The organism is Daejeonella sp. JGW-45, from assembly GCF_029360805.1.
Taxonomy (GTDB): Bacteria; Bacteroidota; Bacteroidia; order Sphingobacteriales; family Sphingobacteriaceae; genus Daejeonella.
Genome location: NZ_JARKNC010000008.1, coordinates 67,141 through 86,855, shown reverse-complemented (window position 1 = coordinate 86,855; position 19,715 = coordinate 67,141). Strand labels below are relative to the sequence as shown.

Sequence of the window (19,715 nt, the reverse complement as noted above, 5' to 3'; positions counted from 1 at the left end):
CAGGTTTATATGAAAAAAATTACGTGGTTTAGCCTTATTTTTCTTTATGCGCTTGTGTCAGGCTGCACACAGAATAAAGCAGGAGCCGGGAAGGTTAAGGCTGACGAAAACTTTTACACGCTTGAAGACTTTAGCCGCGTGGAAAAATATGACACACACAGTCATATCGGAGTATATGATACTACTTTCATTAAACAGGCTGAAAAAGATAATCTCCGCCTTTTAACAGTGAATGTTTACTCAGGGCCGTCTTCAAATATTGAAGAGAAGCAAGAAATCGCGTTGAGGCTAATCGAGAAATATCCCGATCGTTTAGCCTACCTTACTGCTTTCAGTTTGGAAGGATGGGATGAGCCCGGCTGGCAGGCGAAGACCCTTGCATACTTAAAGGACTCTTTTGAAAAAGGCGCCATAGGTGTTAAGATATGGAAGAATGTCGGGATGGAGCTGAGAGACAGGGATGGAAAGTTTGTGATGGTTGATGATCCGCGCATTGACCCGATCATTGACTTTATAGAAAGAAGCGACAAAACCCTGCTCGGACACTTAGGTGAGCCGCGTAATGCCTGGCTGCCGCTGGACCAAATGACAGTAAATAGCGATAGGAATTATTTTGCTGAACACCCTCAGTATCATATGTATCTGCATCCCGAATATCCTTCATATGACGAGCAGATCGCTGCAAGGGACAGGATGCTTGGTAAGCATCCGAAGCTGCGATTCGTAGCTGCACACCTGGGTAGCCTGGAATGGAATGTCGATGAAATTGCGAAACGACTTGATAAATATCCAAACATTGCCATGGATATGGCCGAAAGGATCTGCCATTTACAATATCAGGCGGTGAAAGACTGGCAAAAAGTACACGATTTCTTTATTAAGTATCAGGACCGGTTAATTTACTCCACGGATAATGGAGTTAATAAGAAATCAAATTTTGCAGAAGCAAATGAAGATTTTCATAGAACGAGGGTTAGCGACTGGAAATTTTTTGTTACAAACGAAAAAATGAGCGGTTCATATTTCGACGAGTCGTTCAATGGACTTAAATTGCCTAAGGAAGTGATAGATAAAATATATCGTACCAACGCCAGGAAATGGTTCCCAGGTATCTGAAAAAACTTAAATCAACCGAAAACTTATTATAACATGAAAAATAATCGCAGGGATTTTCTGAAAGCAAGCAGCTTAGCAGGGCTCGGTATAGCCGGTGGCGGGATTCTGAATGGATTCGCAGGTGAAAGGGGAAACGACTTGTTTACCAAACCTTATGCAGGCCGGCCACATATTCAACAATTTAACATGAGCGGATATGGAGCTCCGAAGCTCGAAACAATAAGAGCCGGATTTATCGGTCTTGGTTCGAGGGGTCCTGGTCATGTCATGAACCTGACGAAGTGTGAGGGGGTTCAGATAGTCGGATTGTCGGATTTAATAGCAGAAAATGTTGTTAAAGTCCAGAAGAAAGTTGAAAGCCTTGGTCATAAGCCAACACTTTATTCAGGCGGCCCCGATGAATGGAAAAGACTATGCGACCGGAAAGATGTGGATATTATATACATCGCCACACCCTGGCACTTGCACGTCCCGATGGCTTTGTACGCTATGGAAATGGGAAAGCATGTATTCATAGAAGTGCCCGCAGCAGTCACTGTTGAAGAGTGCTGGCAGATGGTTGAAACCTCTGAGCGGACAAAAAAGCATTGTATGATGCTTGAAAATACTTGTTATGACTTTTTCGAGCTGCTAACGTTGAACATGGCACGTCAGGGATATTTTGGCGAGCTTGTCCACGCGGAAGGAGCTTACATTCATAATCTGCTTGACCTTAATTTCAGCAAAACAGGTTATCAGGGTATGTGGCGGCTAAAGGAAAATATTACCAGGCGAGGCAGTCTTTATCCGACCCACGGCCTGGGGCCTGTATGCCAGGTGATGGGTATCAACCGCGGTGATAAACTTGATTACCTGGTGTCTATGCAAAGCAACGATTTTCAGATGGCTGAGCATGCCAAAAAACTGGCATCTACGGATGATTTTTACAAGCAATTTGCTAAAGATACCTTCAATGGTAATATGAATACCACGACGATCCGTACTAACAGGGGCCGTACTATCATGATACAGCACGATGTGACCTCTCCACGTCCTTATTCCCGTCTTCATCTGATAAGTGGCACGGCCGGTACAGCGCAAAAATACCCTGAGCCTGGCCGTATTTCGAACAGCCACGCAGGATGGCTTTCTGCTGCTGAATTTAAACAATTGGAAGAGAAGTACTCTCCGCCAATAGTTAACAAAGTTGGTGAACTTGCAAAAAAGGTTGGCGGGCATGGCGGAATGGATTTCCTGATGGACTGGCGTATAATAGATTGCCTGCGTAATGGTTTACCACTGGACCAGGATGTATATGATGCGGCGACATGGAGTGTTGTTTTTCCTTTGAGCGAGTGGTCCGTAAATAATCGCTCTAATTCTATTGACGTCCCCGATTTTACAGCTGGCGCATGGAGATCCAATGCTCCGGTCGACATTGATCTGAAAAAAGGAGGAACTACCCAGGTGAAGATTTAGCCGCAACTAAATTATCGCGGCGAAGCGGTATATCTTCGCCATTTGGTATGGAATTTAATATGAATAAGAAAATACTCGTTTTTGTTGCATTCGGTTTAGGTGCTGTAGCTTTCCTGTCGTTCAGAACCACAACAAGCATCCAGGATGCCTGGAAAGCACCGGCAGAGGCTGATACCATTAAAAGCCCGATTTCCTTTAGTCCCCAGAACATTCGTGAAGGCGAAAAGTTGTTTAATGTTTATTGCATATCCTGTCACGGTAAAAGCGGCTTGGGGGACGGTTCGCCGGGTAAGTTTACTCCGCCGCCTGCAAACTTCCACAGCAAGCGGGTTGTCGATCAAACGGATGGCGCCTTATTCTGGAAATTGACTAATGGCCGGGGGAAGTCTATGCCTTCGTATAAGGCGGTTTTTTCCGACCTGCAACGCTGGCAATTAATAGCCTATGTGAGACAGTTCGTTAAAAAGGGCTCGGGCGAGAATCCCAACCTGGTCCAAAATATCGCAGGTTACAGGCTTAACGCAATGAACGGGGGGAATTATTTTCCACTGCCGAAGAAGGTGAGTAATGTGTTCCGTTCGGAAGCACTGCATTATATGGCAGATACGGTGGTAGCTGGCTTAACGCGTCCATGGAGTATGGCGTTTCTTCCCGATGGCCGTGTATTGGTCGCCCAGCGTGATGGAAAGCTTGTAAAGATAGAGGGTGGCAAGCCTGCCGGCACAATTGAAAATATGCCCGAAGGCGGCCTGCGGGATATTAAGTTGCATCCCGACTTCGCAAAGAACAAACAGGTCTATTTGTCTTATTATATTGATCCGCTTGCAAGAGGCGGATCGGGGTACGCGCTCCTCGTGCGCGGCCGGCTCGATGGCAACAAACTGACCGATACAGCGACATTATATCGTGCCGGACCCTTCCGGGGCGACGGTGAATGGTACGGGAACAAGATCCTCTTTGACAAAAAAGGATACATGTATTTTACAGTTCCAATTAAGAGTGATCGAAAAAATGCACAGGATCTGACAAAACAGGATGGGAAAACAATGCGATTTAAAGATGATGGAACTATTCCACCCGACAATCCTTTTGTAGGTCGGGCGAATGCTCTTCCGGAAATATTCAGCTATGGGCACCGGGTACACGAGGGTTTAGTAAACGACGCTAAAACAGGCCGTATCTTTTCTACCGAATTCGGCGAACTGGGGGGTGATGAGATCAATGAGATTAAGCCGGGCACTAATTATGGCTGGCCTATAGTCTCATTCAGCCTGGAATACACCGGCGCAATCATTTCAGAAAGTCCCTTCAAAGAGGGGATACAAGCACCGCTGCACCACTATGCCGTGGCTCCTGGTGATCTGGAGATCCTGTATAGTGACCGTTATCCCGAATGGAAAGGTAATATATTTACTGCAGGCCTTGCGGTGAAGCTGCTGCACCGCGCTGTATTTAAAGACGATATCTTTAGCCACGATGAGACGCTCCTGGAGAATATCGGCCGCGTTCGGGATGTTAAGGTAGCACCCGACGGGTTTTTATATGCATTAACCGAAGATACAGGGCTGATTGTAAGGGTCCTGCCCGTTAAAAAATAAGATAAAAGCTTAAGCAGTGAGATGATTATGTTTTATTACTAGATTTTAAAATGTTCCTTCATCGCTTTGGTGTAATCCGCTAAGGCTAACTCAGGCTCTGCGATCTCAGGATGCCATAGTTTCTCCCATTCAAAGCTATAATAGCCTTTGTAGCCATCCTTTGCCAGGATGTCTATCGCTTCGAAAATAGGGACATCACCTTTCCCAATAAATACGTACTGTAACTTATCGCCAGGAAGCAGCTTAGCGTCTTTAATATGGGTATGACGGATATACTTCTTAAGAGTCTGGTAAACCACTGACGGAGATTCCTTGGTTTTAGTCCACATGTTTGAAATATCCCAGATCAGCCCAATATTTGGATGCTCTGCTGCCGTCATAGTTTTTAAAATATCATCCGAATGTGAGAATGCGCCATGCGTTTCCAGCAGCACAGTAACCTTCCTGTCTTTGGCGTATTGGCCCAGCTCCAGTAAACCGCTGGATACATATTCTATCGTCTTATTCCTATCTTGATTTTTAGGAAAATCATTAGGAAATACCCTTACATAGGGGCAATTTATCTGTTGTGCCAGGTCAATAAAAGATTTCGCCTCTTTCATGTGCTTTTCTCTCACCGGGCCCTCAGGCATGTGTAAAGCAGTCGAAGCGCCAAGATTAATAAACTTCAATCCCTTTTCTTTCATTAAGGCAAGGGTAGCTTTCCGGCTTTCTGGTGTAACGAATTCTGGTGCTTTAGTCAGATCCATCTCGCGATTTATTCCACGTATCTCCAGGCCGGTATAACCGTGCAGTACAGCTGCATCGATTGCCTGCCTGAGTGTCCAATCCGGACATGCGATAGTTGAGAACGAAAGGCGGGGTTTTTCCTTTAGTATAATGAATGAGGAACTTACCATTGCTGCCGCTGCTAAAATAGCAGAGTTTTGAAGGAATTCTTTTCTGGTGTAAGACATATGCTCTGGAAATGTAAATCTTTATAAAATTGATAAAAGCATTTGATAAGTCTGTAATGAAATGAAAATTCATTTTGATCAGAGCTTGATGCGCTAACGGTCACCGTCTTTTTACTTGTATTCCGAACGAAAAAAATTAACTTTAGAGGACATAAATAAATTGAAAATTATGAAAAAATACATTTTATCCTTATTAATTCCTTTGTTTGTAATCGTTTGTGCATCAGTAACTTCAGCACAAGCTCAAAAACCTAAAGCTGGCAGTGTTGATGCTAAGCTGAAAGAGTTGAATATTACTTTGTCGCCAGTAGCACCTTCCACAGCAAGCATAATCAAAACTGTGAGGCTGGGGAAAAAGATAGTCTTCACGTCAGGTCACGGTCCTGATAAACCAGGTGGAGGGCAGATCGTGGGGAAAGTAGGGGGAGACCTTACAATCGCCCAAGGTCAGGAAGCTGCCAGATTAACTGGAATTGCATTGCTTTCCAGCTTAAAAGCGGAGATAGGTGACCTCAGCAAAATTAAACGTGTCGTTAAAGTTTTAGGACTTGTAAACTGTACACCAGAGTTTTCGCAACAACCACAGGTAATGAATGCATTCTCTGATATGATCGTTCAGATTTTCGGAGAGAAAGGCAGGCACGCACGCTCTGCTATTGGTACTAACGCGTTGCCTGGAAATATTGCAGTTGAGATCGAGATGATTGTGGAACTTTATTAGGGAGTTGAAAGTTGAAAGCTGAAAACTGAAAACTGAAAACTGAAACCGGGTATGTCTCAACAATTTCAGCTTTCAGCTTTCAGTTTCATTATGACATCTTAAACACATGCCTCTTAGCCTTCCACGTACCCTCTCCATATTCTCCCACACTTAAATGCCCTTCCATAGTGTCGCCTGAAAGCTTTCCTGTAAAGAAAGAATGTACACGTGCGCCATCAACACCATAGGTGCTTCTGATATAAATATCGTTACCATGAATGGTTCCTGTAAGGTCGCGGGGGCCTATATGGCCTATGTATGTTCCTTTCAGATCATTGCCTTTTTGCTCGATCATGAACGTCTGGCTAACAGTAGCCGCGTAATATTTCGTTTCGACATCCCACTGTCCGCTTAGGTTTGCCGCGGGTGCCCCGTTTGGTCTGGATAGGTTGGCAGGCTTTGAAAGTATCTCGAAAATCCGGTCTGCCACTATCTTTTCTTCGCCGTCGCTGAGCTGCGAGGAGTTTACCGAGATGCCAGGCCTCTGATTGGGCTGAAAGTAACTTCCCGCTGCACCTACCGAGATGCGGGGTGTGCCATTCCAGAGAAGGTCTTCAACTTCCTGGCCGATGTAAGGGATCTTCGCCTGGTCCCAGGAAACCGACAAGGCCGGGCTAGGATTCGACCGGCCCGCAGGCTGCCTGATGTTTGTTGTAACGCCCTCAATTGACTTTAACCGGGCAGATATACTTTCCAGGCGGGCAGTCCATTTCTTGCGTTCAGCCACATGATCACGTTTAAACCACATTTCGACGGCTGTAAGCATACCGATGATTTCTTCACGGCCTACCTTGAAACCCCGGCCAAAACCGTGATGAGGTCCTGTATTCATTCTGGACGCCATAACAAGATCCTTACGGCCTACGAGCAAACCAGCACACTGGGGTCCGTTAAGATATTTACCTCCGCTGTAGGCAACGAGGTCGGCACCTTGCTGAATATGTGGGTTAGGGTTTTCCGGTCCCTCTGCGGCAGCATCAATTAAAATAGGAATGCCAAGCGGCTTAGTATGCTCCGAAATAACTTTTAGTGATAGGGGGCCTCTTTCTGACCCCCCGCCTGCCAGCAGATAAACCATGGCAGTACGTGGCCCCAGTGCTGCTTTCAGTTCCTCCAGGTTGGCAACCTGCACCATGCGGACTCCCACAGCTTTACATGCAGCGTCATATGCTGAGCGCGAATATGAGGGAACCACCACTTCATCTTTCATGCCGGCGATATTAGGGATCATCCATATCTTATCCGGATCACCACCTGTAACGCAACCCGCTGTTCCCGCCGTTATAGCTGCAGAAGCGCCCGCAGTAACGCAGCCCGATTCGGTACCCATTAATTCGCCCAGTCTTTTTCCCACACCGTCCATTAGCTCGTCAATCTGTACATATTCATCAATTGCGGCGTCCATCGCATCGCGTACTTCCGGTAATACTTTACTCGCACCTATAACAGTAACAGTGCCGCGTGCATTTATCAGCGGCCTGACTCCAATGGGCTCATATACGCTTTTTAACTTTACCTTCTGCGTGGGTGAAAGTGTATTTGAATCTAGTGTGCCGGCTACAGCTCCGGAAACAGGAAGTATAGCAAGGCCTTTGATAACATCTCTTCTTTTCATAAAAATTATTGTATTCAGGACGGTTAAATATGAGGGTTTATTTTTAAACACAAAAGAAGTGACTATAACATTTTAGATTGGCAGACTAATGTTACCGGATGGTAGCTTAATACAAAGTAGTTGTCTGTAATGTTCAACGGCCAGAAAGGCTGTACATTACGGGATACGATTTCGGCTAAAATACACTAAGTCAAAGCCATCTAAATGGTTGATATTAACATTGTTTGGGCTAAAATACACGTCCGTGTTACCGCACCAAATTCAAAAAATGCGAAAATCGGCATCCGGTCCGGTAGCCGTATTCAAATAATCTGTTTTGAGGGCCGTTTATGTCCTGAGCCTTTCCTTTCTCCATGGAACAGTATTAAATCTCTTAGAGAGGCTTGTTTTGCTTCGTAGCCATAATTCACTGGCCGTGTCCTTGCGGGCTTTCATCAAATTGGAAGAAATTTTTGTTTTAAAACACTTCCAAAGGGCCTTCTAGTGTTCTGGTAGTGGTCTTGTTTAGGTATTGTTTGGCTGAAGTAGCCAAAAATGCACTTTTACCTAAAGAAGATACAAAGAAGACCTAAACAAAAGGCCTTTTTTAGACTATTTTCTTTTTTAGTATAAAAACGCTGTCAGTGTAAATTTTTTGAATTCACGGTTTTCCTTATTTTTCGTTCAGCAAACTATGATATCCGGGCATTATAGCCCGAGAATTCCTGTAATATAATTGCTGTAAATTTAGTGTCTTATAAACGGTTTAATACACTAAGGCTGGATGCGGATCGTTGAAATTTTCAGTTTGGTTATCATGGTTTTTACTCGTTTCAGTTTCTTTTGCTGAGCTATGATTAACTCAAGGGATACCAAGTGGAAGTTGTTCCCTGTCATCAACAACAGAATCATTTCCTGTGAAATAAATCCGCCATTCTGGCTCCAGATGAAAACCCTTTCTGATCTATGGCTATGCCATTATCGATTTCTGAATATCGGATTCTGATCCAAGGGAGGGGAGGCTGCGAAGGGCAAAAAAAGATCCCGGATCATGAAAACGACCCGGGATCTTTTTTTTTATGCTAAAACTAACTATAAAATTCCTGGGTCTATGGCCCTCTTTATATTTTTAGCCTCCTCACGATGTTGTCTCAATGTAGGCAGCATTTTAGTGGCAAAGGAGCTTATATCAACGTCGCTGCTTCCTGCTGCATCTTCATAAAGATCAACAGTTTTTTCATGATCATCTTCCATCATATCCATATATTCATGATCGAATTCAGCACCGCTTTTCTGGCTCAGCCTGTTTAGTTTATCATTGTTTTCATTTTCCAGGTCGATCAGGGTCGCGTCATAAGATGTGCCGGTGTCCATGTCCTGCGTTGTTGTACTGGTGCCGACAGCGACGTTAACATCCTTGTCGGTCCAGTAGGTCGGGGTACCGTTATAGTATTTTCTCGAAGGTGTAGTTTGTGCCTTCGATAGTTTCATATGAGCGGTGCCTCTTAAACTTCTGGCAGAAATGGTTCCCTGATACGTATTTCGCCCTGTCGTACCCATATAGACTGTCGATGAGGCTCCTGCATTACTCATAGGCAGTATAATATTTTTTTTATCTGCGATGGTTTTTAATTCTGCAGAAGAATTGGTGTGGGTTGTTACCATCATTTCTCCAAAGGACCTTACTCGTGGGTCGACCGCTTTTTCCCGGGCCATTTTCCCGGCGTTAATTTCCTTCATGTTGGTCATTGCAGCTTTTTTGATGAAACGAACGTCATCATTTTCCACCACAGTGGAAGTTGTAATGATGTCCTGCGCCATTGTGTAACCTCCTGTACACATGGCTAATAGAATTATTAACTTTTTCATAGTCTTTTAAATTAGTTTACACTGAAGACGTTTATTGAAAAAACAATAGTTATCAGGATGAGTTTTCATTTTTTTAGAAAAGTTGGGCTATGGCGAGGTTAATAAGAATGTGGGGGAAGTTGACGGGCTCTTCCCCGACTGGGTCGGGGATCTCGTTTATGGCACGCGGCCCCCAGCCGCCGGTGCCGACTCTGAAATAATGCTTGCAATGACCCACCCAGCGAAATTACAGCTGTGGTGGATGCTTTCTGCTACTTACAAATGTGCAGAGGACGCGGGTTTCACCGCGTCTACGGGAGGTCCCCGACTAAATCGGGGAAGAGCCCCCTGCACCCTCTGCGTAAAACTTTGCGCCCTCGGTGGTTAGAAGTTACCCGGCTTCCGAATTATCAAAAAAATGTAACAAAGTTTCTGATGTGAAATATCTTTTATATTTTCACGTATAGGTATTGTTAACTGAGGAATAAAACTGTTTTCAGGGGAATATAAATTGTTTAGAATACTTATTTGCCGGAGAGCGCTGTATATTTATGTGCTCATCCTTCTGTCCGTAACCAGCGGATATAGCCAAAATTATCGTATTAATGAGCGTACCAGGCTTTACACGGAAGAAATTTCGGGTGATTCCCTGCTGTTAAAAGCTGATAACCACTTCGCTATTCCTTTAAGCCTCAACCTGTTTCTCGACTTATCGAACTTGCAAGGCCTGGCGATTTCAGAATTATCCGAGGTTTTGCAACCACGGATAACGGGCCAGATCGTTGCCCGGTTTAAAAAAGTTGACCCTGACGAAGAGTATCGGTGCGACTATCGTTGGAAAATTGTCCTCGGCGACGTAACAAAAACGCCTGACAAGCATTTTCTATATGCTTATCCCTTTAAAGACCAAAGTTCTTATCCACTTTCTCAAGGCCCTGGCGGTCAATTTAGTCACCAGAACAGCGTCGCTTACGACTTTGCGATGCCAGTGGGAAGCCCGGTAACTGCCGCACGTGATGGGGTAGTAGCTTTCGTTGACACAGAATTTGATGCCGGTGGCGCCCGGCCGGAGTTAGTAAATAAGGCAAATGTAATATCTATCCTCCATTCAGATGGCACTATTGCCAACTATGTACATCTAAGCAAGAACGGTTCGCTGGTAAGGGAGGGTGACACAGTAAAAACCGGTCAGCTCATAGCGTTGTCCGGTAATACCGGTTATAGTACCGGCGCTCATCTTCACTTTGAAGTTGTCCAGCCAAGCTTTGATTCGAAGGATAAGAAATGGATTAATTTCGAATGGAATAAACCTGTCTATAGCAGGATGCAACCGGAGCAGAATATGACTGCCGCTGGTTCCGGTAGAAAGTAAGACGGTCTCCGGGGGGTTCAGCTGTAAATGCAGGTGCATCAATTGGCCTTCAAGGCCAGGATCTGATCTTTATACTTTTCAGGTAGGATGATCTTCTTCATTATATCATCCAGACTAAGGAACCGGAATATTTTGTAAGCTCCAATCAGCGGATCCAAAATGCGTAAGCTATTAAAAGGAAGCAGCTTAGCGACCTCTTGCGGCACCAGGAGGATCTGGACTTGCTTTAATAGTGCGTAACGCACCGCGCCAAGATGTTTGCGGTATTGTTTGTACAAGTCTTGAGTAAATTCAGTGCATGCAAGATCCCTGGTCAGATGATATGTTCTGCTTCCTTGCCATTCTTCATAATTACCGGGCAGGCCGGTAATACCCATCCGTAATCCCACAGCATTGAAAACCATGAAAAGTTCTTCCCTTTCGTCTGCTGTCAGCTTTCTTTCTAAGAGCTCGAACGACCGCATCGAATAATCAATCAGCATGTATAGCACATCGCGGTAAGCCCACTCCGGGATGGACATGCCGCGATTTGCTTCTACCTTTTTATGTATAGCCGTTATCTGGTCAACGGCGTTTAATGCGTTCTGTTGCTCCGAAAAGACTATTTTTCGGGCATATTCTACAGTTGAAAACAGCCTGCCTATAGGGTCGGCAGGAAGCTTACCGGTGAAATATAACCAGTCAACGGCTTTATTAAGGGCAAACTCCGCCGAAGCACCGGCAAAGATGAAAAGTATGGTGTCGGGGTTTCCCCAGATCTGCCTTACCACAGAGCCGGGTTTAACAAAATAGTTCATTTGAATAGATGTAAATATCTCAATCACCAGCAGCCGGAGAGACAGTTTAATTATCCACCGTTCAGTGACGTATGTTTAAAGAACTTTGAAATGCAAAGTAAAGGATAGCATTCGGGATATACAAGTATTAAAATGCACACTAAGGCAGAGGAACTGATCTGGATAATTATGATCATAAGGAAACATTATAAAGAATTATAAAGAAAAAACAGCGGCATACTACTACCAGCGCCTGTATCGGCTGTCATCTAATAAGTATCTCGTCAGAGATTTAAACTATTGTACCGAATGTCATGTTATTTATATGAGTTTTAGATTTTCAAATTTCCTTTTCACAGGAATATTATTTGCCCTTTCCGTTACCGTATTTTCTCAGAATAAAAGCACTGCTGCTGCCGGATCTACCGTCTCCCGCCCAGTAGACGTATGGGCTGCACGCTCTGTTCTTGATATGAAGCCCCGGATGTTAAGTATTGCACTTCATCAGGATCTCTGGGTAGCCTACAGCACAAAAACGGGGTCATTGTATAAAGCCTGGGCTGGCGGGATTAACTTCGAGGGTTCGGTGTATACGGCAACTCACACCGTATTGCCAACAAGCCGGGGTATAACCTATATGGCAGAACCTGAAGACAATCCATGGAGGCTGATCGTTAATAGGAAGGAGATCGTACCAGAAGTTTCTTATAAGGGGCATACCATCGTTAACAACCAAATATCTCTCAAATATGAGCTTGCCTACAATGGGAGGACAATGATTGTCGAAGAGCACCCCGAGTTTGTTCAGGGAGGCAGCGATAAGGTAGGGTTTGAAAGACGATTTAAAACCGTTAATGTTCCGACGGGTATGCAGATTGCATTGAAAGCTCAGGTGTCATCACTGATATCCGACAAGGATCTTGTTACAGATGGACAGTTTGTTTTAGAAAAGAGATCTGCAGAGCAGATTGAGGAAAAGGAGTATCTGTCGCTCAAAGGAACATTGTTATTAAACAGCAACAAGCCAACAGCGTTTTATTCCCGGTTTTCTCCAAAGCCTAAAGCGGTGGTCGCTGAAAAGCCATTTCTCAGCAAAGAAGAGCAGATACTTGCATTGGTTGATAAAACCGACTGTGCAACCTGTCATAATAAGGATTCTAAGTCGGTAGGGCCGTCGTATATGGCCATCGCAGAACAGTATCCTAATACTCCCGAGAACAGGGAAATGCTATTTGATAAGGTGATAAAAGGCGGCAGCGGTAACTGGGGTACGATACCTATGACACCCCATCAGAATCTTCCGCGGGAAGATGTGGTGTCTATCGTGTCATACATCATGAGCCTGGACGTAAAAGAAGAGGGAACGCGTGTAACCGGACAGTTGATGCCTGTTCCGTCCTACAAGATCGATCTGAAGTTAAGCCCTGCATCTCAAACTGCTGTCAAGGCGGAGCAGCCCGGTATGGCGCTTAATGTTTATCAGTTTAACGGCCGGGTTCTCAGTATGCCCGACATTAGCAAAGACATGTTGCCTTATTTGTCGGGCAGCATCAACGCGCTCCATCTCGGCCCAAAGGATTTCGGACCTGTTACTAACAATTTCCTCATCCAGGCCAGCGGAACTATCAACATTCCCAAAATGACTAAAGCGGTTTTCCGGCTTGTAAGCGATGGAGGTTCCAGAATATTTATTGATGATAAACTGCTTATCAATAATGACGGTCCTCACAATCTTCGCGGGATGGAAAGTGAGACCGTGCTCAATGAGGGGAAACATCCGTTCAGGATTGAATATTTCCATGGTACCTATAATAAAGCGGTGTCCCTTCAGTGGATACCTTATGGAAAGAAGGAATTTGAAGTGGTGCCGCCTGAACTATTTACATTTACCGACAATGATATCAGGAGGACTCAGAACAAGATCATCCCTTTGGAAAGCTTGGTTATTCCGGGAGATACGTTTCCGCTCGAATCAGTTCATCCTTCCTTCATCCTGTCGCAGGCCCGGCCATCTGGCTTTCAGCCTCGGGTAGGGGGAATGGATTTCTTGCCTGATGGCCGCCTGGTGGTAAGTACATGGGACTCCGTTGGTGCTGTTTATATATTGTATGGCGTTCAGGGTAATGATCCTGAAGCGATCAGGGTTAAGCGGATCGCTTTCGGACTGGCAGAACCATTAGGGCTAAAAGTTGTGGACAACGAGATATACGTTATGCAGAAACAGGAGCTAACCAAACTTGTTGACGTGAATAAGGACGACATTATTGACGAATACCGAACCGTGTCTAATGGCTGGAAGGTGTCTTCAAACTTCCATGAATTCGCTTTTGGATTGCTGTACCGGGATGGCTACTTCTATGGGACGCTGGCAACGGCTATAGATCCCGGTGGTGCCAGCTCACAGCCTCAGCTCCCAGATCGCGGAAAGGTTATTAAGATTTCTAAGGCCGATGGCTCTTATAGTTTTGTGGCAAGCGGACTAAGAACGCCCAACGGTATCGGTATTGGTACAGACGATGAAATGTTCATCGCGGACAATCAGGGGGATTGGTTGCCGGCCAACAAAATCGTGCATTTGAAACAGGGATCCTGGTACGGGTCGCGCTCGGTAGATTATAAGGGGACTGAGAATGCGAAGGAGGCTCTTCCGGTTGTGTACTTAACTCAGGATGAGATCGGGCGGTCGCCAAGCCAGCCAGTGAGGCTTGACAAAGGACCCTATAAAAATCAGATGCTGCATGGCGATATTACGCACGGCGGTATAAAGCGCATGTTTGTTGAGAAAGTTAACGGCGAATATCAGGGTGCTTCATTCAGGTTTACCCAGGGTCTTGAAGCTGGGATAAACAGACTGGTCTGGGGCCCTGATGGTGCGCTCTATGCCGGAGGAGTCGGTATGAGAGGAAGCTGGTTGCAGTATGGAAAGCTTACGTACGGCCTGCAAAAGCTCACCTATAATGATAAGCCGGCTTTCGAAATGTTATCCGTAAAAGCACGCCCTAATGGAATCGAAATAGAGTTTACGGAACCATTAAAAGAGGGGGTTGGCACTCAGGCTTCAGATTACAGGATCAGGCAATGGTGGTTTAAGCCTACAGCAGAATACGGCGGCCCTAAAATGGACGAGGAGAATCTTTCCATACAAGAGGTTAAGCTTTCACCCGACAGGAAGAAGGTATTCCTGGAACTGAATGAAATGAAAGCGAAACATGTAGTTTATGTTCGGCTAAACTATAAGACGATTAAAAGTACAACGGACCGTAGCTTGTGGAGTACCGAGGCATGGTATTCGATGAACAGTATACCTGCTAATTAAGTCTTTTTTTCTATTTTTGTCGCAGTTTTAAATACTGTAGGGCAGTTTGTGATGGCAGATTTCAGCATATTAAAAAAATCAGGAGACAAATAAACTTCGAAATAAATTAAACATAATCTACTACCGGTGAAGATTTCAACTGTTATTAGAGAGTATCCATGTACGGAAGAATAAATGAATAAAGACGAAGCGCAAGACTTGCTGAAGCGTTATGCTAATAATCAATGTACACCGGAAGAAAGGATACTTGTTGAAAGATGGTACCTCAAAGAGTCTGATGAACCGGATTCAGATAGAGCGGACGATGACTTAAGCCGGTACGAGGATGAAATCTGGTTAGGCACTCTTAAAAAAGCAGGACTGCCCCCAGAGAGAAGTAAGTTTCGATTGTATGTAAAACTTGCTTCGGCAGCCGCAGTTTTATTATTTATCGGGTTTGGCGCATATTTTTTAAGACTGCCGGAAGAATCTGTAGTTCAAAAGGTTGACAGAGTATCAGACCTTCTTCCCGGCGGTAAAAAGGCCGTACTCACGCTTTCAGACGGATCAAGAATAATTCTGGATGATATTTCAAATGGAAGGCTGGCCGTGCAGGGAAACATTACGATAAGTAAGTCTTCAGATGGGCAAATTATTTACGATGCATCCGGGGCTTTGCAAAGCGCGCCAGAACAGGGCTACAATACCATCTCGACGCCCCGTGGCGGCGAGTACCAGGTGATTCTTCCTGATGGAAGCAAAGTATGGCTCAATTCAGCCTCCTCCATCTATTTTCCGACCACATTTTCTGACGAACATCGTAGTGTTACACTCACTGGAGAAGCTTATTTTGAGGTAGCTAAGAATCCTGGCCGGCCCTTCAAAGTATCAGCCAATGGCATGGAGGTGAGTGTACTCGGTACTCACTTTAACCTGATGGCATATGATGACGAAGCATCGGTAAAAGCTACCTTGCTCGAGGGTAGCATTCGGGTATCTTCAGGAAGATCTTCAGCTTTGGTTAAACCCGGAGAACAGGCCGAAATGCATGCTAAAAATATTTCTGTTAATCAGACGGATGTCGAGCAAGCCGTTGCCTGGAAGAACGGATATTTTTATTTTAGAAATACGGATATTAAATCTGTTATGCGGCAGTTGTCGAGGTGGTATGATGTCGAAGTCGAATATGCGGGCGACACACCTGAAACTGTTTTCTCTGGTAAAATGTACAGAAATGTAAATGCATCTAAATTGCTTGATATCCTTAGCTATTTTAAGGTGAACTTCCGTCTGGAAGAACCATCATCCTCTTCAGAAAGGATAAAAATTATCGTACTTTAGTTCGGCAGGTATCTTATTCCCTATTTTATTTCGTCGGTGTTTTTCGCGGATATAATTAAGTTTGTATCACAGTCGCAAAACTGGTGCATTTTTGAATAAAGATATTTCACTGAGGAATAGAAGTAGGTCAGTTTCGTTCTGTACGTGTCTTATATCCGGGTTATCAAAATTTATTTTGATCATGAAACTAAAAAGGCTTTTGATACTTATAGCTTTTCTGGTAATTACGGTGCAAGCATTTGGTCAGATTACGCTCAATCGGAAAAATGCTGCTCTGGGGGATGTTTTGCAGCTTATTGAAAAACAAACCGGCTATGTATTTCTATACACCGATAAGGATCTCGCCGGCAGCCGGGTAAGCGTTAATTTGAGAAACGCCCCCATCGAGAGAATATTAAACGAGTGTTTAAAAAACCTTCCCTACAGTTATAAGATCGTTGAAAACAACATTCTCCTTCGAAGGGAAGATATTGCCGGTTCTAAGGATAACGCTGATTCGTTATTAATTGTTCAGGGAAGGATTACCGATCAGCAGGGAATACCCTTGCAGGGATCTACAATCCGTGTTGAGGGGACGAATTCGGGAGTTATTTCAGATGCGGACGGCCGGTTTAGAATAACGGTGCCGGGAGATGGATCGATGCTTACAGTTTCCTTTGTGGGATATAAAAATGAGCAGGTTAAGGTGAACGGAGATTCAGAGCTCGCGGTAACACTTTCAGAACATCCGGAGTCTTTAGGGGAAATAGTCATAATGGTTGGTTATGGTACCCAGCGGAGAGAAAGTCTCGTCGGATCGGTTTCAAATTTTGATATGGAGAAGCTAAGACAAGCTGCTCCTTCAAATTTGACTAACGCGATCGGCGGGCGTATTCCCGGCCTGATTACCCGGAATATGGATGGTGCGATTGGCGGTACCCAGAACCGGTTTTCAAACGGAACCTTAGATGATGCACAGTTTTTTATCCGTGGTAAAGCTACTACCAACGGGCAGCAGCCTTTGGTGCTGGTGGATGGGGTGGAGGGTTCCTTTTCCAGGATCAATCCGGAGGATATTGAGCAATTCAGCGTGTTAAAGGATGCGTCGGCGACAGCAGTGTACGGTGTTCGGGGAGCCAATGGAGTGGTACTGATCACTACCCGGCGGGGAACTGTCGGTGCACCGAAGATCAAAGCCACCAGCCAGGTCAGGATGCTTCAGCCACTTGCCTTTCCCAGGTTCCTGGGATCGTTTGATTATGCAAGCCTGTACAATGAAGCGCAGAGAAATATTGGTCAGCCGGAACGATATACTGCGCAGGATCTGAAGTATTACCGTACCGGCGAACAACCGTTTACTCACCCGGATGTAAACTGGCGTGAAGTCCTTACAAAAGACTATTCTATAGAGCAGCAGCATGTGGCTAACGTTTCCGGGGGGACAGACAAGGTGGTGTATTATATTTCCGGGGAGTTTAACCAGGCCGGCGGTTTGTTTGTGAGTACAGAGCAAACCAGATATAATTACCGGCGGTTCAACCTGCGGTCAAACCTTGACTTTGCGGTCAGCCCATCCACCCAGTTTGACATCAAGATAAATGGACGCTTAAACGACCTGAACTTCGGTGCCAAGGGCGAGAATAGTGGCCAGCGTGTAAATGCTACCGCATGGAGCGATATTGTAAACCGCCTTCCCAATACGAGTCCGCTATATAACCCAAACGGTACGTATGCTGTTGGCGACGGTGTTCTGGGCTGGAACTCACTTTCAGACCTGTATGAAGGCGGGTTTTACAGGCGCTTGCAGAATACCCTGGAATCGAACTTCACCTTAACCCAGAAACTGGATTTCCTCACCAAAGGTCTCTATATTCGGGGTAAATACGCGATGTCATTCGGTTCAGGTTCTACCAAATATAACTATGAGCAGCCATCTATCTGGTCTTATAATCCCAATACCCAGGCTTATACCCTGGTAAGACCCGCCACCATCCCCCTTTATTCTATCAATAATGCTTTCCAGGATTATAGCCGAACGCAGTATATGGAAGCATCAGTGAACTACGACAGGACTTTTGGAACGAATCATCAGGTCACCGGTATGGTGGTTTTTATACGTACGACAGACGAAATCCAGATTGCGCTGCCCGGATCGTTCCAGGGCGTTTCAGGTCGTGTAACCTATGGTTTCAAAGGTAAATACCTTGTTGAAGGAAACATGGGGTATAATGGATCGGATCAGTTCAGTAAAGGAAACCGTTATGCGTTGTTCCCTGCGGGCGCTTTAGGCTGGGTTATCTCCGAAGAGAAGTTCGTAAAGAACAATGTGAGATGGCTCAACTTTCTCAAGATGAGAGGATCGTATGGGGAGATCGGGAACGATCAGATTACAGGGTATAATTATCTGTACCGATATGAATTTACAAACCCTCCGGCACCTTTAACTTCGAATACCAATCCGAGCTACTACAGCCTGGGCATTTCACCCGTAGGCCAGGTCGGACTGATTGAAGGAACCCTGGGTAATGATAAGGTATCGTGGGAGATCGCCCGGAAGGCAAATATTGGTATAGATATCCGCTTATTTAAAAGCCGTTTAAGCTTTACCGGTGATCTGTTTCAGGAGAAACGGAGCAATATACTGGCCGCCAGGATGGATATTCCTTCCTATACTGGTCTGCTTAGCTCCAAACTTCCGGCGCTGAATATTGGCCAGGTGACCAACCGGGGTTATGAGATTGAGCTAAGTTACCGTGACAAGCTTGGTCAGCTTGGTTTTAGTATAGGAGGTAATTATACTTTTGTTCGCAATACGGTAGACTATATTGCCGAGATTCCTCAGAAATATGAATATCAGATGCAGAAGGGCAATCCTATCGGGACACCGTTCGGCTATGTGTGGACAGGAAAGTTCTACGATACTCCTGATCTGAGCAACCCGGCTGTTCCAAAACCTGTTGGCTTCGTCATACCGGGAGACCTGATGTTCAAGGATCTGAATGCCGATGGAATCATTAATTCGGACGATAAGACTTTTGCGGGCTATACTGATCTCCCGGAGAAGATGTTTGGCTTCCATTTAAGCCTGGACTTTAAGGGCTTTGATATCTCCACATTCTGGCAGGGTGCATCAAATGTGAGTATCCGGCCTTCAGGGCCTATAAGCAATGAATTCGGCCCAAATGTACAGCCCTTCCACAAGGAGGGACGCTGGGTATATGACCCATCACGCGGGCTGGATACCAGGGCTACAGCAACCTACCCCGCACTGCAGATAGGAGGGTCGGCTTATACCAGGGAAGCCTCTACATTCAATTTGTTAAATGCGGAGTATCTGCGTTTAAAGACCGCTGAGATAGGCTATACACTGCCGAAAGTGGTCACAGATAAGTTAAGAGTGGCAAGTGTCAGATTGTTTCTGAATGGTTTCAATCTCCTTACATTCGATCATTTAGGGAAGTATCATATCGATCCTGAATACAGTGGTACACCTAACGGAGCATATTCGCCGCAAAATAAATTCTACGCTGCGGGCCTGAATGTGACTTTTTAAGTAGTTTACGTACCCGAATACCTGAAAAGGTAATTATTTCATTGTTTTTTAATCTGAGCTTATTATATT

Annotated in this window: 12 protein-coding genes; 8 read left to right on the top strand and 4 right to left on the bottom strand. The window is 45.1% G+C overall.

The genetic code is table 11. The annotated features are described in order from the left end of the window. Nucleotides 1-9 precede the first annotated feature (9 nt). From P2W76_RS09890 to P2W76_RS09880, 3 genes are read left to right on the top strand one after another with little or no spacing between them, the layout of a single operon-like run. A complete protein-coding gene (locus P2W76_RS09890; RefSeq protein ID WP_276347651.1) occupies nucleotides 10-1,116 on the top strand; it encodes an amidohydrolase family protein in 1,107 nt (368 codons plus the stop codon). A gap of 33 nt (nucleotides 1,117-1,149) precedes the next feature. Then, complete coding sequence (locus P2W76_RS09885; RefSeq protein WP_276347650.1) at nucleotides 1,150-2,574, top strand: Gfo/Idh/MocA family oxidoreductase; 1,425 nt, start codon at nucleotides 1,150-1,152, stop codon at nucleotides 2,572-2,574. Between the two features lie 59 nt (nucleotides 2,575-2,633). Then, complete coding sequence (locus P2W76_RS09880) at nucleotides 2,634-4,172, top strand: PQQ-dependent sugar dehydrogenase (protein ID WP_276347649.1); 1,539 nt, start codon at nucleotides 2,634-2,636, stop codon at nucleotides 4,170-4,172. Between the two features lie 38 nt (nucleotides 4,173-4,210). Here P2W76_RS09880 and P2W76_RS09875 read toward each other — a convergent pair whose 3' ends face one another. Then, entirely contained in the window at nucleotides 4,211-5,128 is a 918-nt protein-coding gene (locus tag P2W76_RS09875; protein WP_276347648.1) for a sugar phosphate isomerase/epimerase family protein, read from the bottom strand. 169 nt (nucleotides 5,129-5,297) lie between these two features. Here P2W76_RS09875 and P2W76_RS09870 point away from each other — a divergent pair, with 169 nt between their 5' ends. Further along, nucleotides 5,298-5,849 carry a RidA family protein gene (locus tag P2W76_RS09870; RefSeq protein ID WP_276347647.1) on the top strand — a complete coding sequence of 184 codons (552 nt, stop codon included), beginning with the start codon at nucleotides 5,298-5,300 and terminating at the stop codon, nucleotides 5,847-5,849. Nucleotides 5,850-5,937: 88 nt separating this feature from the next. On the opposite strand, the gene P2W76_RS09865 is transcribed toward P2W76_RS09870, so the two are convergent. Together P2W76_RS09865 and P2W76_RS09860 are read right to left on the bottom strand one after the other, a co-directional pair. Beyond that, on the bottom strand, nucleotides 5,938-7,503 hold the full coding sequence (locus P2W76_RS09865; RefSeq protein WP_276347646.1) for an aminotransferase class V-fold PLP-dependent enzyme: 1,566 nt from the start codon (nucleotides 7,501-7,503) through the stop codon (nucleotides 5,938-5,940). A 1,071-nt stretch (nucleotides 7,504-8,574) separates the two neighbouring features. Then, nucleotides 8,575-9,351 carry a DUF4142 domain-containing protein gene (locus tag P2W76_RS09860; RefSeq protein ID WP_276347645.1) on the bottom strand — a complete coding sequence of 259 codons (777 nt, stop codon included), beginning with the start codon at nucleotides 9,349-9,351 and terminating at the stop codon, nucleotides 8,575-8,577. Nucleotides 9,352-9,841: 490 nt separating this feature from the next. Between P2W76_RS09860 and P2W76_RS09855 the strand changes: the two genes are divergently transcribed. Continuing rightward, a complete protein-coding gene (locus P2W76_RS09855) occupies nucleotides 9,842-10,702 on the top strand; it encodes a M23 family metallopeptidase (protein ID WP_276347644.1) in 861 nt (286 codons plus the stop codon). Nucleotides 10,703-10,740: 38 nt separating this feature from the next. Here P2W76_RS09855 and P2W76_RS09850 read toward each other — a convergent pair whose 3' ends face one another. Beyond that, nucleotides 10,741-11,499, bottom strand: a complete 759-nt coding sequence (locus P2W76_RS09850) for an oxygenase MpaB family protein (protein WP_276347643.1) — start codon at nucleotides 11,497-11,499, stop codon at nucleotides 10,741-10,743. Nucleotides 11,500-11,803: 304 nt separating this feature from the next. On the opposite strand from P2W76_RS09850, the gene P2W76_RS09845 reads away from it, so the two are divergent. The 3 genes from P2W76_RS09845 (at nucleotide 11,804) to P2W76_RS09835 (ending at nucleotide 19,646) form a co-directional block, all read left to right on the top strand. Further along, nucleotides 11,804-14,794, top strand: a complete 2,991-nt coding sequence (locus P2W76_RS09845; protein WP_276347642.1) for a PA14 domain-containing protein — start codon at nucleotides 11,804-11,806, stop codon at nucleotides 14,792-14,794. Between the two features lie 174 nt (nucleotides 14,795-14,968). Next, on the top strand, nucleotides 14,969-16,114 hold the full coding sequence (locus tag P2W76_RS09840; RefSeq protein ID WP_276347641.1) for a FecR family protein: 1,146 nt from the start codon (nucleotides 14,969-14,971) through the stop codon (nucleotides 16,112-16,114). 181 nt (nucleotides 16,115-16,295) lie between these two features. Then, the gene (locus P2W76_RS09835) at nucleotides 16,296-19,646 is read left to right on the top strand and encodes a TonB-dependent receptor (RefSeq protein WP_276347640.1); all 3,351 of its coding nucleotides are present in this window, start codon (nucleotides 16,296-16,298) and stop codon (nucleotides 19,644-19,646) included. Nucleotides 19,647-19,715 lie beyond the last annotated feature (69 nt).

Coding starts and splice junctions, on each gene's coding strand:
- P2W76_RS09850 (WP_276347643.1), bottom strand. CDS start 11,499: ATGAACTATTTTGTTAAACCCGGCTCTGTGGTAAGGCAGATCTGGGGA.
- P2W76_RS09880 (WP_276347649.1), top strand. CDS start 2,634: ATGAATAAGAAAATACTCGTTTTTGTTGCATTCGGTTTAGGTGCTGTA.
- P2W76_RS09885 (WP_276347650.1), top strand. CDS start 1,150: ATGAAAAATAATCGCAGGGATTTTCTGAAAGCAAGCAGCTTAGCAGGG.
- P2W76_RS09875 (WP_276347648.1), bottom strand. CDS start 5,128: ATGTCTTACACCAGAAAAGAATTCCTTCAAAACTCTGCTATTTTAGCA.
- P2W76_RS09840 (WP_276347641.1), top strand. CDS start 14,969: ATGAATAAAGACGAAGCGCAAGACTTGCTGAAGCGTTATGCTAATAAT.
- P2W76_RS09835 (WP_276347640.1), top strand. CDS start 16,296: ATGAAACTAAAAAGGCTTTTGATACTTATAGCTTTTCTGGTAATTACG.
- P2W76_RS09870 (WP_276347647.1), top strand. CDS start 5,298: ATGAAAAAATACATTTTATCCTTATTAATTCCTTTGTTTGTAATCGTT.
- P2W76_RS09865 (WP_276347646.1), bottom strand. CDS start 7,503: ATGAAAAGAAGAGATGTTATCAAAGGCCTTGCTATACTTCCTGTTTCC.
- P2W76_RS09890 (WP_276347651.1), top strand. CDS start 10: ATGAAAAAAATTACGTGGTTTAGCCTTATTTTTCTTTATGCGCTTGTG.
- P2W76_RS09845 (WP_276347642.1), top strand. CDS start 11,804: ATGAGTTTTAGATTTTCAAATTTCCTTTTCACAGGAATATTATTTGCC.
- P2W76_RS09860 (WP_276347645.1), bottom strand. CDS start 9,351: ATGAAAAAGTTAATAATTCTATTAGCCATGTGTACAGGAGGTTACACA.